General features: G+C 64.6%; 11 protein-coding genes. 8 read left to right on the top strand and 3 right to left on the bottom strand.

Going from position 1 to position 13788, the window contains the following annotated elements; genetic code table 11:
• The first annotated feature begins 23 nt into the window (after window positions 1-23).
• From B0E46_RS01155 to B0E46_RS01120, 8 genes are all read left to right on the top strand, one after another.
• The gene (locus B0E46_RS01155) at window positions 24-1334 is read left to right on the top strand and encodes an ABC transporter permease (protein ID WP_077553869.1); all 1311 of its coding nucleotides are present in this window, start codon (window positions 24-26) and stop codon (window positions 1332-1334) included.
• 26 nt (window positions 1335-1360) lie between these two features.
• Window positions 1361-2617: an FtsX-like permease family protein gene (locus B0E46_RS01150; protein WP_077553868.1), complete on the top strand. Its 1257-nt coding sequence runs from the start codon at window positions 1361-1363 to the stop codon at window positions 2615-2617.
• A 91-nt stretch (window positions 2618-2708) separates the two neighbouring features.
• Window positions 2709-4538 carry a DUF885 domain-containing protein gene (locus tag B0E46_RS01145; RefSeq protein ID WP_077554150.1) on the top strand — a complete coding sequence of 610 codons (1830 nt, stop codon included), beginning with the start codon at window positions 2709-2711 and terminating at the stop codon, window positions 4536-4538.
• A 214-nt stretch (window positions 4539-4752) separates the two neighbouring features.
• On the top strand, window positions 4753-6093 hold the full coding sequence (locus tag B0E46_RS01140) for a sigma-54 dependent transcriptional regulator (RefSeq protein WP_077553867.1): 1341 nt from the start codon (window positions 4753-4755) through the stop codon (window positions 6091-6093).
• Between the two features lie 208 nt (window positions 6094-6301).
• Window positions 6302-7687 carry an ATP-binding protein gene (locus B0E46_RS01135; protein ID WP_077553866.1) on the top strand — a complete coding sequence of 462 codons (1386 nt, stop codon included), beginning with the start codon at window positions 6302-6304 and terminating at the stop codon, window positions 7685-7687.
• A 49-nt stretch (window positions 7688-7736) separates the two neighbouring features.
• Window positions 7737-8681: an SPFH domain-containing protein gene (locus B0E46_RS01130; RefSeq protein WP_077553865.1), complete on the top strand. Its 945-nt coding sequence runs from the start codon at window positions 7737-7739 to the stop codon at window positions 8679-8681.
• Window positions 8682-8691: 10 nt separating this feature from the next.
• Window positions 8692-9138, top strand: coding sequence for an NfeD family protein (locus tag B0E46_RS01125; RefSeq protein WP_077554149.1), 447 nt, complete (start codon window positions 8692-8694; stop codon window positions 9136-9138).
• Window positions 9135-10415 (top strand): threonine/serine exporter family protein, encoded by a 1281-nt coding sequence (locus B0E46_RS01120; RefSeq protein ID WP_077553864.1) that lies wholly within the window; start codon window positions 9135-9137, stop codon window positions 10413-10415. The genes B0E46_RS01125 and B0E46_RS01120 overlap by 4 nt, the downstream gene beginning before the upstream one ends.
• A gap of 251 nt (window positions 10416-10666) precedes the next feature.
• On the opposite strand, the gene B0E46_RS01115 is transcribed toward B0E46_RS01120, so the two are convergent.
• The 3 genes from B0E46_RS01115 to B0E46_RS01105 all read right to left on the bottom strand — a co-directional run bounded on the left by B0E46_RS01115 (window position 10667) and on the right by B0E46_RS01105 (window position 13721).
• Window positions 10667-10990, bottom strand: a complete 324-nt coding sequence (locus B0E46_RS01115) for an H-NS histone family protein (RefSeq protein ID WP_077553863.1) — start codon at window positions 10988-10990, stop codon at window positions 10667-10669.
• 502 nt (window positions 10991-11492) lie between these two features.
• Window positions 11493-13190 (bottom strand): proline--tRNA ligase, encoded by a 1698-nt coding sequence (locus tag B0E46_RS01110; protein ID WP_077553862.1) that lies wholly within the window; start codon window positions 13188-13190, stop codon window positions 11493-11495.
• Window positions 13191-13301: 111 nt separating this feature from the next.
• Entirely contained in the window at window positions 13302-13721 is a 420-nt protein-coding gene (locus tag B0E46_RS01105; RefSeq protein WP_168171107.1) for a DUF4124 domain-containing protein, read from the bottom strand.
• Window positions 13722-13788: the final 67 nt, after the last annotated feature.

Below are 13788 nucleotides of genomic sequence, written 5' to 3'. Positions count from 1 at the left end.
CAATCGTTGCAGGGGTACATGGAATGTTTGGCTATTACTTCGATCTGGCGTTGCGCAGCCTGAAGCGCAATCCGGTACTGACCGCGCTGATGGTGCTGGCGATCGGGCTGGGCATCGGCGCCAGCATGACGATGGTCACCGTGTTGCATGTGATGTCGGGCGACCCGTTGCCGGGGCGCAGCGGCCAGTTGTATTACCCGCAGCTCGACCCGTTGCCGCTGAAGTATCAGCAAAGTGCATACGGTCCGGATCCGCGCCTGAATTTCACCTGGCCCGATGCGATGGCACTCGTGGCGGCGCATCGCGCCGAGCGGCAAGCAGCAATGGCCGGTGGGGCACTGCTGGTACGACCGGCACGAACGGGACTGCGGCCGTTCTACGTCGATGGACGCTATGCCACCGCCGATTTTTTTGCGATGTTCGGCGTGCCGTTCCTGCGTGGTCAGGGCTGGTCGGCGGCTGAGGATGACGGGCGGGCGCGTGTGGTGGTGCTGGGCGATACGCTGAGCCGGAAGTTGTTCGGTACGAGCGACAGTGTCGGTCGCATGGTGCGGTTCGGCGACGCCGATCTGCGTGTCATCGGCGTCACTGCCGACTGGCATCCGCAACCGATGTTCTATGCAGATGCCTCCTCCAAGGCGTTTGGTGAGGCAGACCAGTTCTTCCTGCCGCTTGCCACGGCAATGGACCTCAAATTCGACGCCAATAGCAACCAGTCGAGCTGGGCGTCGATCGAGGGTGACATCATGAAGAGTCCGAACCTGACCTGGCTGCAGGTATGGGTGCAGTTGAAGGACCCGGCGCAGATTGCCGCATACCGGCAGTTCCTGAGCGACTACTCGGCACAGCAGAAGGCGCTGGGTCGCTTCGAGCGACCACCGAGCCACGCTCGCCTGTATGGGTTGATGGACTGGCTGGGCCGGCAGAACCTGGTGTCTGCGGACGTGCGTCTGCAATTGTGGCTGGCGCTCGGGTTTTTGCTGGTGTGCATGACCAACATCGTGGCATTGCTGCTGGCCAAATTCCTGCGCCGCAGCGGCGAGGTCAGCGTGCGCCGTGCGCTGGGCGCGCGGCGGCGTGACATCTTCCTGCAGTTCGGCATCGAGTCGGCCGTGATCGGGTTGGCCGGCGGCGTACTGGGGCTGGGCATCGCGCAGCTGGGCCTGTGGAGTGTGCGACATCGTCCCGACGACTATGCCCATCTGGCGCAGATGGATTTCTCCATGCTGGTCGGCACGTTCGTGCTGGCCGTGGTTGCCAGCGTCTTGGCCGGTCTGTTGCCGGCTTGGCGTGCCTGTCGTGTGGCTCCAGCGCTGCAGCTGAAGACGTTGTGAGGACTGACGTTGTGAGGAGTTTCGACATGCAATGGCGACCGATTCTTTCCAGCCTGCGCCATCACAAGCTCACCGCACTGCTGTTGATGCTGCAGGTGGCGCTGACCTGCGCGATCGTCTGCAATGTGGTGTTCATGATCGTCAATCGGGTGGAGCAGGTCAGCTTGCCCAGCGGCGTCGATGAAGCCGGGCTGTCGATGCTGGTCAGCGAAACCATCGACAAGCATGAAAACAAGCGGGCGCGCCATGCTGCCGACCTGGCAGGACTGAGCAAGATACCCGGTGTCACGGCTGCGGTGGCGGTCGATACGCTGCCGCTGGGGCGGGATGAGTCGTCCTACGGCACCTGCGCCAGTGCCGAAGACATGGCCACGGCCATCGCTGCCCATTCGATGATGCGTGGCGGCTTGTGCGTTCAGCCGGCGGTCTATGGTGGGACGCCCGGTGAACTTGGAGTTCTTGGGCTGCATCTGGCTGCCGGGCGCGACTTCCGTACGGATGAATACGTGGCCGGCGCGGATGAACACGTGGCCGGCGCGGACGTGCCTGTCGCCATCCTCAGTCGCGCTCTTGCTGAAAGACTCTATCCCGGCAAGAACGCGTTGGGTCAGAGCATTTATACCGGCGGAAGCAAGCCGATCCGCGTCATCGGCATCGTGGATACGCTGTTGCGCCCGCAGTTGCGCGAAGCGGGGGTCAACCAGTACGCCATGCTGTTTCCCATGCTGCCGAACGATGGCGAGGTGACATACCTGCTGCGCAGTGCGCCGCAGGATCGCGAACGCGTATTGCGGATGGCCGCGGCGAAGCTCGAACAGCTCAGTCCCGAACGGATCATTCCAGCAGGCGGTATGCGTACCTACACCCAGATGCGCGAGGCGTACTTCCAGCGCGACACCACCATGATCGGCCTGCTGCTGGCCTCCGGTCTCGGCCTGCTGTTTGTCACTGCCCTGGGCATCACCGGACTGGCCAATTTCTGGGTGCAGCAGCGCCGCCGCAGCATCGGCATCCGCCGCGCGATCGGTGCCTCCCGCGGCGACATTCTGCGTTACTTCCAGACCGAGAACTTCCTGATTGTCAGTGGCGGTATCGCGCTTGGCCTGCTGCTGGCGATCATGTTGAATCTGGTGCTGATGAAACACTATGAGCTGCCGCGGCTGCCGCTGTACTACCTGCCGATCGGCGCACTTGCGTTGTGGCTGCTTGGCCAGCTGGCCGTGCTCGGCCCGGCACTGCGCGCGGCGGCGGTGCCGCCGGTGGTGGCGACGCGATCGGTATAAGTACCATGCAATCTGGCACGGGAAGATGCATCCCGCGGCAGTCACAATGAACCTTCATAGCCCCATTAAGACGATCCCGGAGATGAGCCTGATGAAGACCTTGCCGTTGCTGATCTGTGCGAGCCTGCTGGGCTCGGTGTCCATGGTTTCATCGGTGCAGGCCGTGCCGGCTGCGCAGGCCGCATCGACGGATGTGGCGACCCGGACGGCGGCGCTCAATGCGCTGCTGGCCGAGCAATGGCAGCACACCCTGCAGAGTTCGCCGGAGTTCGCCACCATTCTCGGCGACCTGCGTTACAACGACCACTGGAGCGACGCGTCGCTGGCCCATGCGGCGGCCGAGCGCCAGGTGACCGCGGATTTCCTGAAGCGCTTCGAGGCGATCGATACCACCGGTTTTGCCGACTCGGACAAGCTCAACCAGCAATTGATGGTGCGCCAGCTCAAGGACGGCCTGAAAAGTTACGACTTGAAGCTGTACGAGATGCCGCTGGACCAGATGAGCGGCGCGCACATCGCGCTGGCCGGTTTCGTCAGTTCGATTCCGTTCGACAACACCAGGGAGTACGAGGATTACCTCGCGCGCCTCAAGGCGGTGCCGAAGCTGTTTGAGCAGGTGACCGCAGTGGCGCAGCAGGGCATGCGCGACAAGATGATGCCGCCGAAGTACCTGCTGGAGAAAGTGGTCAAGCAGATCGGCAGCATCGACAAGCCGGCCGGCATGGACAGCCTGTTCGCCGAGCCGCTGAAGCATTTCCCGAAGTCGGTGTCGGCGGCCGACCAGAAACGCCTGCATGACGAGATCCTTGCCGCGATCGACGATGACGTGCGCCCGGCCTATCGCAAGCTGGGCGAATTCGTGGCGAAGGATTACGCGCCGAACGGACGCACCCAGCCTGGCGTATGGGCACTGCCGAACGGTGACGCGATCTATCGCTTCGACGTGGAGCAGATGACCACCACCGACAAGACCCCCGAGCAGATCCATGAGCTGGGTCTGGCCGAGGTCAAGCGCATCGAGGGGGAGATGACGAAGATCGCCAAGGCGCAGGGTCATCCCGACCTAGCCAGCTTCCGCGCGGCGCTGAAGAAGGACCCGAAGACCTTCGCCACCTCGCGCGACGACATCCTCAATCGCTACCGCGGCTACCTGGCGCAGATGCAGCCGGAGCTGCCCAAGCTGTTTGGCCTGCTGCCGAAGACGAAGGTGGTGGTGATGCCGGTCGAGGCGTTCCGCGAGAAGGAAGCGCCGGCGGCCGAATACCACCAGGGCACGCCGGATGGTTCGCGGCCGGGCCAGATCTTCGTCAATACCGGCGACTACGCGCAACGCAGTGTGCTGACCATCGAGACGACGGCCTACCACGAGGGAATCCCGGGCCATCACCTGCAGATCTCGATCGCACAGACGCTGCCGGCGCTGCCGCCGTTCCGCCAGCAGGCCGGTTACACCGCCTACATCGAGGGTTGGGCGCTGTACGCCGAACAGTTGGGCAAGGAGGTCGGCTTCTACAAGGATCCGCTGTCCTACTACGGTCACCTCAGCGACGAGCTGCTGCGCGCGGATCGCCTGGTGCTCGACACCGGCGTGCACTACAAGCACTGGACGCGCCAGCAGATGGTCGATTTCTTCCACACGCATTCCGGCGAGGACGAGCCGGACGTGCAGGCCGAGACCGATCGCTACATCTCCTGGCCCGGTCAGGCGCTGGCCTACAAGACCGGTGAATTGAAGATACTGGAGCTGCGCGAGCGCGCGAAGAAGGAACTGGGCGATCAGTTCGACATCCGTGCCTTCCACGACGAGATCCTCGGCGGTGGCGCGCTGCCGCTGGACGTGCTGGACAGCCGTGTCAACGACTGGATTGCCGCGGTGAAGGCCGGCAAGGCGCCGGCACATCCGGTGGCAGCGGCAGGGTAAGGTGGCGGAGCCGGTCGGCTAGTCTGTGCCATGGCTGGACATGCCTGGACGGGAGCGGTTTCAGTCGCGATTGAAACCGCTCCCTTGACGGCCGGAGGCGGTCAGTTGGCATGGGCGCAGTGACTCGCCGAGGCAGGTTGCCCTTGAATAGTCCAATAGTCATGGCAACCTTTGCGGCTGGAGCGGCATCCATGTCCGCATGTGCAGAAGAAAAATGCGAACTGTCCTGATCATCGACGACAACCCTGCGGTGGGCGAGGCGCTCTCGCTGGCGCTGTCGTTGCACGAAATCCGCCCACTCACTGCGCTGACGCCCGACGAAGGGCTGGCACTGCTGCAGCGCGAAGCCGTCGACGTGGTGATCCAGGACATGAACTTCACCGCCGACACCACCTCGGGCGCGGAGGGTGTGGCGTTGTTCCGCGCGATTCGCGATCGCCATCCGGATTTGCCGGTGATCCTGCTCACCGCGTGGACGCATCTGGAAACCGCGGTGGAACTGGTCAAGGCCGGTGCCGCCGATTACCTGGGCAAGCCGTGGGACGACCACAAGCTGCTGGCCACGGTGGAGAACCTGCTGGAGCTGTCCGAGTCCACCCGCGAGATGACCCGCAGCCGGCGCGAGCGCCGCCAGCGGCGGGAGCAGCTGCAGAAGAAATATGAGCTGGACGGCCTGGTGTTCGCCTCCGAGGCGATGGCGCGCACGCTGGAGCTGGCCTGCCAGATCGCCCGCTCGGACGTGCCGGTGCTGATCACCGGGCCGAACGGCACCGGCAAGGAGCGCATCGCGTCGATCGTGCATGCGAATTCGGCGGTGAAGCGCGGCGCGTTCATCGCGGTGAACTGCGGCGCGTTGCCGGGCGAACTGATCGAGGCCGAACTGTTCGGCGCCGACGCCGGTGCCTACACCGGCGCGAACAAGGCGCGCGAGGGCCGCTTCGAACTGGCCGACGGCGGCACGCTGTTCCTCGACGAGATCGGCAACCTGCCGTTGCCGGGCCAGATGAAGCTGCTGCGGGTGCTGGAGACCGGCCAGTTCGAGCGGCTCGGCTCCGGCCGTACGCGGCAGGTCAAGGTGCGCGTGCTGAGCGCGACCAATGCCGACCTCAAGGCGATGATCCGCGCCGGCACCTTCCGCGAGGATCTGTACTACCGACTCAACGTGATCGAGGTGAACCTGCCGCCGCTGGCCGAGCGCAGCGACGACATCCTGCCATTGGCCGAATTCTTTCTGGACGGCCGGGCCGAACTCGGCGATGCCGCGCGCGAGGCCTTGCTGAGCTATCCGTGGCCGGGCAACGTGCGCGAACTGAAGAACGCGATCGAGCGTGCCGCGCTGCTGACCGGCACCAATCCGATCACGCCCGAGCTGCTCAACCTGCCGCTGCATGTGCCAGCCACAGCGCGCAATCTCGACGAGCCCAGCCGCGAGGCGGTGGAAACCGCGCTGCACAAGGCGGACGGCGTGGTCAGCCGGGCGGCGCAGAACCTGGGCCTGTCGCGGCAGGCGCTGTACCGTCGGATGGAGCGCTACGGCCTGGCGGCTCCGGCCTGAATCGTGCGGACAGCTCATCCGTGCTTGCCGTGGACGGCGCGGCGTACAAAGATGCCGGCATCCAGCAGGAGCGGCGCCGTGCATTTCCGCATTCCCGTGTTTGTTCCGGCATGAGTGAGCATGCCGACGCGCGGCAGGCATCGACAACCGATGTCCGATGGTGCGGGATGCGCTTGATGCGTGGCCCGTCCATCCTGGAGAGCGCTTGATGTGGCGTCATCTGAACTCCCTGCGCGTGCGGCTTACCGTGTTGTTGCTGGCGGCCAGCGTGGCCGGCGCGCTGGTCTATGCCGGCGTCACGCAATGGCCGTTGCCGCAGTTGCTGCTGTGGTTGCGCAAGGATCTCGCGGTGACGATACGTGCACCGATGCAGCTGGGTATCTACGGCGGCCTGTTGGTCAGCGTGGTCGTGCTGCTGCCGCTGGCGTCCTGGCTGGCGGGCCTGGTGATGGCGCCGGTGAGTCGGATGCTGCGTGCACTGGAAGGCGCGGTGGCCAGTTATCGCGATGGCGATTTCAGCTTTTCGATCGCGGTGAACCGGCGTGACGAACTGGGCGAACTGATCCGCATGCACAACGCGCTGGGACAGACCCTGCGCGAGCAGCGCCAACACCTGGTGCAGCGTGAGTTGCTGCTGGACACGGTGGTGCAGAACACGCCGGTGGCGCTGGTGCTGACCGATGCGTCTGGCCGTGTCGCTTATTCGAACATCGCCTCGCGGCATCTGTTCAACGAAGGGCGCAGCCTGAACGGGCTGGATTTTGCCGAGCTGCTCGTCGATGCGCCGGAGGCGCTGCGCAAGGCCGTCGAAAGCGGCGAGGATGCCCTGCTCAGCGTGGAGATGGACGGCAGCGAGGAAACCTTCCACCTGTCGCAACGGGCCTTCCGCCTGCAGGGGCGACCGCATCGGTTGCAGCTGTTCCGGCGCATGACGCGCGAGCTGTCGCGACAGGAAGTGGCCACCTGGAAGCGGGTGATCCGGGTGATCAGCCACGAGCTCAACAATTCGCTGGCGCCGATTTCCTCGCTGGCGCATTCCGGTGCGGAGCTGGCCCGGCGTGGCCATGTCGATCGCCTGCCGAGCGTGTTCGCCACCATCAGCGAACGCGCGCTGCACCTGCACGGTTTCATCGCCGGTTACGCCAGCTTCGCCAAGCTGCCGACACCGCAGCCGGTGGCGGTGGCGTGGACGCCGTTCCTCGACGGGCTAGCCCTGCATTGTCATTACCGGCTGGAAGTGCCGGCACCATCGCAGCCGGGTCGTTTCGATCCGGTGCAGGTCGAACAGGTGCTGATCAACCTGATCAAGAATGCGCACGAGTCGGGCAGCGCGGACGACGAGGTAACGCTGTCCATCCACGACCTGGGGCGCGAGCTGCGCATCGATGTGGCGGACCGCGGCCCCGGCATGAGCGAAACCGTGCTTTCGCAGGCGTTGCTGCCGTTCTATTCGACCAAGCGTTCCGGCACCGGCCTGGGCCTGGCGCTGGCGCGTGAAATCACCGAAGCGCATGGCGGCAGGGTGCTGCTGGCCAATCGCGAGGGCGGTGGCTTGCGGGTAAGTCTGCTGTTGCCGCAGGTGACATCGAGATAGCGGCTGGCTCGCCTATACTCCAGTCTTAACCATAGATAGGGAGTAAATCATGGGGCAGCTTCTTGCGTTGGTCATCGTCTTCGTCGTCGTGGTCGGTGTGGCCAAGCTGGTGCGCATCGTGCCGCAAGGCTTCGAATGGACGGTGGAGACGTTCGGCAAGTACACCCGCACCCTGAGTCCGGGGCTGCACTTCCTGATCCCGATCTACCAGGCGGTCGGACGCAAGATCAACATGATGGAACAGGTGCTCGACGTGCCGTCGCAGGACGTGATCACCAAGGACAACGCCGTGGTGCGCGTGGACGGCGTGGTGTTCTACCAGGTGCTGGACGCGTCCAAGGCGGCCTACGAGGTGTCCAACCTGGAGCAGGCCTCGCTGGCGCTGATCATGACCAACATCCGCACCGTGCTCGGTTCGATGGACCTGGACGAGTCGTTGAGCCAGCGCGATGCGATCAACGCAAAGCTGCTCAAGGTGGTGGACGAGGCGACCCATCCGTGGGGCGTCAAGGTCAACCGCATCGAGATCAAGGACATCGCGCCGCCGCGCGACCTGGTCGACGCGATGGCGCGGCAGATGAAGGCCGAGCGCGAGAAGCGCGCCAACATCCTCGACGCCGAGGGTTTCCGCCAGGCGGCGATCCTCAAGGCCGAGGGCGAGAAACAGTCGGTGATCCTGGCCGCCGAAGGCGAGAAGGAAGCCGCGTTCCGCGCCGCCGAGGCGCGCGAGCGTTCGGCCGAGGCGGAGGCGAAGGCGACCACGATGGTCTCCGAGGCGATCTCCGGCGGCAACGTCAACGCGCTGAACTACTTCGTCGCCAACAACTACGTCGAGGCGCTGAAGGAAATGGCGAAGTCGCCGAACCAGAAGATGCTGCTGCTGCCGATCGAGGCCACCGGCATCCTCGGCTCGTTGGCCGGCATCGCCGAGCTGGCCAAGGAGTCGCTGGGCCAGCAGCAGAAGGCGGTGGCGATCCAGCCGCCGCTGCGCTGAGGTGGCCGCCATGTGGGAGCTTTCCGCGCATTACCTGTGGTGGATCCTTGCGTTGCTGCTGATTGCCGGCGAGCTGCTGGTGCCGGGTTATTTCATGCTGTGGATCGGCCTGGCCGCGGCGGCGATGGGAGCGTTGCTGTGGCTGATGCCGACGCTTGGCCTGCTGGCGCAGGCGGTGCTGTTCGCCGTCTTGGCGTTTGCCTCATGCATGGCCTATGCGCGCTTGCTGCGACCGCGGCTGGAGCGCAGCGAACCGGGCAGCGAACGGCTCAACCGGCGCGCCGAGCAGATGATCGGCCAGCGCTATGAACTGGTCGAGCCGATCGTCAACGGCCGCGGCAAGGCTGGCGTGGGCGATGGCCAATGGCTGGTCAGCGGACCAGACCTGCCGCTGGGCAGCACGGTGGAAGTGGTGGCTGTCGAAGGCACCACGTTGAAGGTGCGCCCGGCAGCATGAGCGCGGACAGCGTCATCAGCCGGCAGCAGTTCGCCACCACGGCGCTGAACACGCGCATCGCCTTCCTGCTGGAGCTGGCCCGCCGGCTGCACCAGTACGGCACCTCGGCGCCTCGACTGGAGATGGCGGTGGCCGGCGCGGCACAGCGCCTGGGGCTGGCCGCGGATGTATGGTCCAGCCCTACCGCGCTGATCATCTCGTTCGCCGACCTGGCCCAGGGCGAGGAGGGCGTGGCGCAGACCACCCAGGTGATGCGGCTGGCGCCGGGCGAGGTGAATCTGGCCCGGCTGTGCCAGGCCGACGAGATCGCCGACCGCGCGATTGCCGGCGAGCTGGATCTGCGCGAGGGCTTCCACCGGTTGCGCGCGCTGGGCTTGCCGGATACGCGGCGTGACAAGGCCGGGCTGATCGCCAGCTATGGCCTGTCCGGCGCCAGCATCGCCGCGCTGTTCCTGCACAGCGCGTGGGTCGATGTGCTGGTCGCCGGGGCGATCGGCGTGATCATCGGCGGGATCTCCGTGCTGGCGGGCAGCCGGCCGCGGCTGGCGGTGGCCAGCGATGCGATCTGCGCGCTGGTGGCCACCGCCATGACGATCGTGGTGAGCGCCTTCGTGGTGCCGCTGGCGATCAAGTCGGTGGTACTGGCCAGCCTGATCATCCTGATCCCCGGCATGTCGCTGACCACCGCGGTTCGCGAGATTTCCAGCCAGCACCTGGTCTCCGGCATGGCCCGCATGGGTGGCGCCATGTCGACCCTGCTCAAGCTCACTTTCGGCACGATCGCCGCCACCCAGTTGTGCGCGGCGCTGGGCATCCAGGCGCGTGATTTCGCGCTGCCGCCGTTGCCTACGTGGACCGATTACCCGGCCCTGCTGGTGGCGGCGATCGCCTTCGCCATCCTGTTCCGTGCGGCGCGACGCGACTGGCCGGTAGTGATCGTCGCGGTGATCGTCGGTTACCTGGCCACGCGCTGGGGTGGCGAAATTTCCGGCTCGCTGCCCGCGGCACCGTTCGGCGTGTTCCTTGGCGGGTTGCTGTTGAGCGCGTTGGCCAACATCTATGCGCGATATGCGCACCGTCCGGGGGCGGTGGTGCGTGAGCCAGGCATTCTGTTGCTGGTGCCGGGCAGCGTCGGTTTCCGCAGCATGTCCTTTCTGCTCGATCGCAATACCACGCTGGGCATGGATACCGGCCTGCTGTTGCTGACCTTGCTGGTGTCGCTGGTGGCGGGACTGATGTTCGGCGATTTGCTGGTGTCGCCGCGTCGCTCCCTCTGAAAATCGGTCGAGCCGGAGTCCGCAAGCTTCCGGATGCGATGGTCCCGAAAGCAACGAAACCGCTCGGCACGCTTTGCCCCACTCCCTTTGGCGACCGTGGCAAGTCCCTTGCGGGAGAAAGGGTTGGGGAGCGGGTGCGGAACCTGCGCTGCGCATGGCGAAGAAAATGAAAACGCCGGTTTTCAAGCCGGCGTTTTCATGTGGATCACATGCGGGTTTACCGATGCAGTGATCTTAATTCGGAGTGGCGATCAGATCGCCAGATCCTTTTCCTTCTTGCCGGCCTTCAGCGCATCGCTGAACCAGTGCGGGCGCTTGCCGCGGCCGGACCAGGTCTGGGCCGGGTTGGCCGGGTTGCGGTATTTCGGCGCGACCGTGCCGGTGGTGCGCTTGGCCTTGCCGCGCGTGCTGCCGAATATGTCCTCGAAGGCATAACCTTCGGCCTTGATCAGCGCATGCACTTTTTCGCGCAGCTTGACGACTTTTTCCTTACGCAGTTCATTCTGGCGCACCTGCGCCTTGCTGATCAGGTCGTTGAGCTGATTGTGATTGAGATTCTTGATGTCGACGGCCATGACTGACTCCCGGGTGAGTGTCGGTAATTGAATGGAATGGTCTGATTCTGGCCCGGCTATTATTGGGGAATGGTGCCGGACTTCGTGTTGCAATCCCGATTCTCGCTGATTTTCGGAATATTTGTAAAGCGAGTGAGCGCGTCGTGAAGCGGTTGTCACATTAAGCACCAAATAATCGTGCGCCGATGATTTTAATAAGCGGTGCATGTAATGGCGCCGAGGGCGATTGCCGAATACGAAAACGGCCGCACGCAGCGGCCGTTTTCTGGGATATCCGGAATGTGAAAACTGTTAAGGATGGTCTGAATAATTCGTCATCCCGGCGAACCCCGAACGGGGGCAAGAGCTGGGATCCAGGGCCGTTGCAGGTCGCTGAAGACGCTGGTTTCCAGCTCTTGCCCCCTGTTCGGGGTTCGCTGGAATGACAGGCAAGGACTTATTCAGATCATCCTTTAAGAGTGGGCCGGATGACTGACGCGCACAGACTTAATTCAGGCCATCGTTAAGCGAGCAGGCTGAATAACTCATCCTGACTGACCGAGCGACTTTCGCTTTCGTTGCGTGCGCGGTATTCCAGCGTGCCGGCAGCCACGCCACGCTCGCTGACGACTACGCGATGCGGAATGCCGATCAGTTCCATATCGGCAAACATGCCGCCCGGGCGCAGGCCACGGTCGTCCAGCACGGTTTCGATGCCCAGCTGGCTGAGCTGCTGGTACAGCGCCTCGGCCGCGGCGCTGACCTCCGGTACGTTGCGCTGGTTGATCACGCATACCGCCACTCGCCATGGCGCCATCGCTTCGGGCCAGACGATGCCGGCCTCGTCATGGCGCTGCTCGATCGCGGCCGCGACAATGCGGCTGATGCCGATGCCGTAGCAGCCCATGGTCATCAGCTGCAACCGACCCTGGTCGTCCACCACGGTGGCCTTGAGCGCCTCGGCGTATTTCTGGCCGAGCTGGAATACATGGCCGACCTCGATGCCGCGGGCGATGTGCAGCGTGCCCTTGCCATCCGGCGACAGGTCGCCCTCGACCACGTTGCGCAGGTCGGCAATGCGGGTGATCCGTGCATCGCGATCCCAGTTCGCGCCGGTGTAGTGGCTGCCATCGGCCTGGCCGCCACAGACGAAGTCGGCCAGCACCGCGGCATCGCGGTCGACGATGACCGGGATCGAATCGGGCAGCCCGGCCGGACCGATGAAGCCGGGCCGCGTGCCGGTGGCGGCGAGGATTTCCTCTTCGCTCGCCAGTACCGATTCGTCCGGCAGTTCGGCCAGCTTGCCGGCCTTCACTTCATTGATCTCGTGGTCGCCGCGCAGGCACAGCGCGACCAGGCCGTCTCGGCCGCGCACCAGCAGGGTCTTCACGCATTGCTGCGGCGACACCTTGAGGAAGGCGCTGACCTCGTCGATGGTTTTCTGGTTCGGCGTGTCGACCCGCTGCAGTGCGGCGCTCGGGGCAGCGCGCTTGGCGGTCGGCGCGAGTGCCTCGGCCTTCTCCAGGTTCGCGGCGTATTCGGAACCGTCGGAAAAGGCGATGGCGTCCTCGCCGGAATCGGCCAGCACCTGGAATTCATGGCTGGCATTGCCGCCAATCGCACCGGTATCGGCCTGCACGGCGCGGAACGTCAAGCCGAGCCGGCTGAAGATGCGCGTATAGGCCTGATACATCGCCGCATAGGTTTCAGCCAGTGATTCCTGGGTCAGGTGAAAGGAATAGGCGTCCTTCATCAGGAATTCGCGCGCGCGCATCACGCCGAAACGCGGGCGGATCTCGTCGCGGAACTTGGTCTGGATCTGGTAGAAATTGACCGGCAGCTGCTTGTAGCTTTTCAGCTCGTTGCGTGCGTAATCGGTGACCACTTCCTCGGCGGTGGGGGCGTAGCAGAACTCCTGCTCCTTGCGATCCTTGATCTTCAGCAGCTGGGGGCCGAACTTCGCCCAGCGGCCGCTTTCCTCCCACAGCTCCCTGGGCTGGATCGTTGGCATCAGCATTTCGATCGCGCCGGCACGGTCCATTTCCTCGCGCACGATCGCCTCCACCTTGCGCAGCACGCGCAAGCCCAACGGCGACCAGGTGTACAGGCCGGAGGCGAGCTTGCGGATCATGCCGGCGCGCAGCATCAGCCGATGGCTGGTGATTTCAGCGTCGGCAGGGACTTCCTTGACGGTGGCCAGGTGGAATTGGCTGAGGCGCATGCGGTTTGTTCCGGCGTGGTTAAAGACGCCTATTGTAGCGGCCCGCCACCACTGTCGCTGGTCAACGTGGGTGCCGGCAGGCGATGGGCCGCCGGCACCGTCGACGAGCGGTCAGTTGCTCTGGCAATACTGGCTGTATTGCGACTGCGCCGTGCTGGCCTGCTGTTTGCGTTGGGCGTCATCGAGCGCAGTAGGCTTGCCGTCCTGCTGCATCACCACCGGACCGCTGCCTTGCAGTGCCGTGAGATTGGATTTCAGCGACGTGCACAGCTTGGCGCGGTTTTCCGGGGTGTCGGCGACCGGCTGGGCCGGCGTGGAACCCGATTCGGTATTCACCTCGCGGTTCTCCTTGGTGGCTGGTGCCACCGGATCCACCGTGCCGGTGGTGGTCACCTGCTTGTATTTCGTCCCCTGGGGCGGGGCGTCCTGCGAGTAATGCACCGTGCCGCTGGCATCCGTCCATTTATAGACCTGGGCAGTGGCCAGCGGAGCCAGTAGCAGCAGTGCCACGGCGATCAGTGAACGATGCATGGTGTTCTCCATGAAATATGGGGGTGCGGGCGGTTGGACTGCAGATGCTCTTGTTATCACTCCGGCT

Source organism: Rhodanobacter sp. B04, from assembly GCF_002001125.1.
Taxonomy (GTDB): domain Bacteria; phylum Pseudomonadota; class Gammaproteobacteria; order Xanthomonadales; family Rhodanobacteraceae; genus Rhodanobacter.
The sequence above is the reverse complement of the archived record's forward strand: the minus strand, read 5'-3'. Positions and strand labels throughout refer to the sequence as shown.

Excerpts from the sequence above, each read along its gene's own strand:
- B0E46_RS01155 (WP_077553869.1), top strand. The coding sequence starts at position 24 with ATGTTTGGCTATTACTTCGATCTGGCGTTGCGCAGCCTGAAGCGCAAT.
- B0E46_RS01150 (WP_077553868.1), top strand. The coding sequence starts at position 1,361 with ATGCAATGGCGACCGATTCTTTCCAGCCTGCGCCATCACAAGCTCACC.
- B0E46_RS01145 (WP_077554150.1), top strand. The coding sequence starts at position 2,709 with ATGAAGACCTTGCCGTTGCTGATCTGTGCGAGCCTGCTGGGCTCGGTG.
- B0E46_RS01140 (WP_077553867.1), top strand. The coding sequence starts at position 4,753 with ATGCGAACTGTCCTGATCATCGACGACAACCCTGCGGTGGGCGAGGCG.
- B0E46_RS01135 (WP_077553866.1), top strand. The coding sequence starts at position 6,302 with ATGTGGCGTCATCTGAACTCCCTGCGCGTGCGGCTTACCGTGTTGTTG.
- B0E46_RS01130 (WP_077553865.1), top strand. The coding sequence starts at position 7,737 with ATGGGGCAGCTTCTTGCGTTGGTCATCGTCTTCGTCGTCGTGGTCGGT.
- B0E46_RS01125 (WP_077554149.1), top strand. The coding sequence starts at position 8,692 with ATGTGGGAGCTTTCCGCGCATTACCTGTGGTGGATCCTTGCGTTGCTG.
- B0E46_RS01120 (WP_077553864.1), top strand. The coding sequence starts at position 9,135 with ATGAGCGCGGACAGCGTCATCAGCCGGCAGCAGTTCGCCACCACGGCG.
- B0E46_RS01115 (WP_077553863.1), bottom strand. The coding sequence starts at position 10,990 with ATGGCCGTCGACATCAAGAATCTCAATCACAATCAGCTCAACGACCTG.
- B0E46_RS01110 (WP_077553862.1), bottom strand. The coding sequence starts at position 13,190 with ATGCGCCTCAGCCAATTCCACCTGGCCACCGTCAAGGAAGTCCCTGCC.
- B0E46_RS01105 (WP_168171107.1), bottom strand. The coding sequence starts at position 13,721 with ATGCATCGTTCACTGATCGCCGTGGCACTGCTGCTACTGGCTCCGCTG.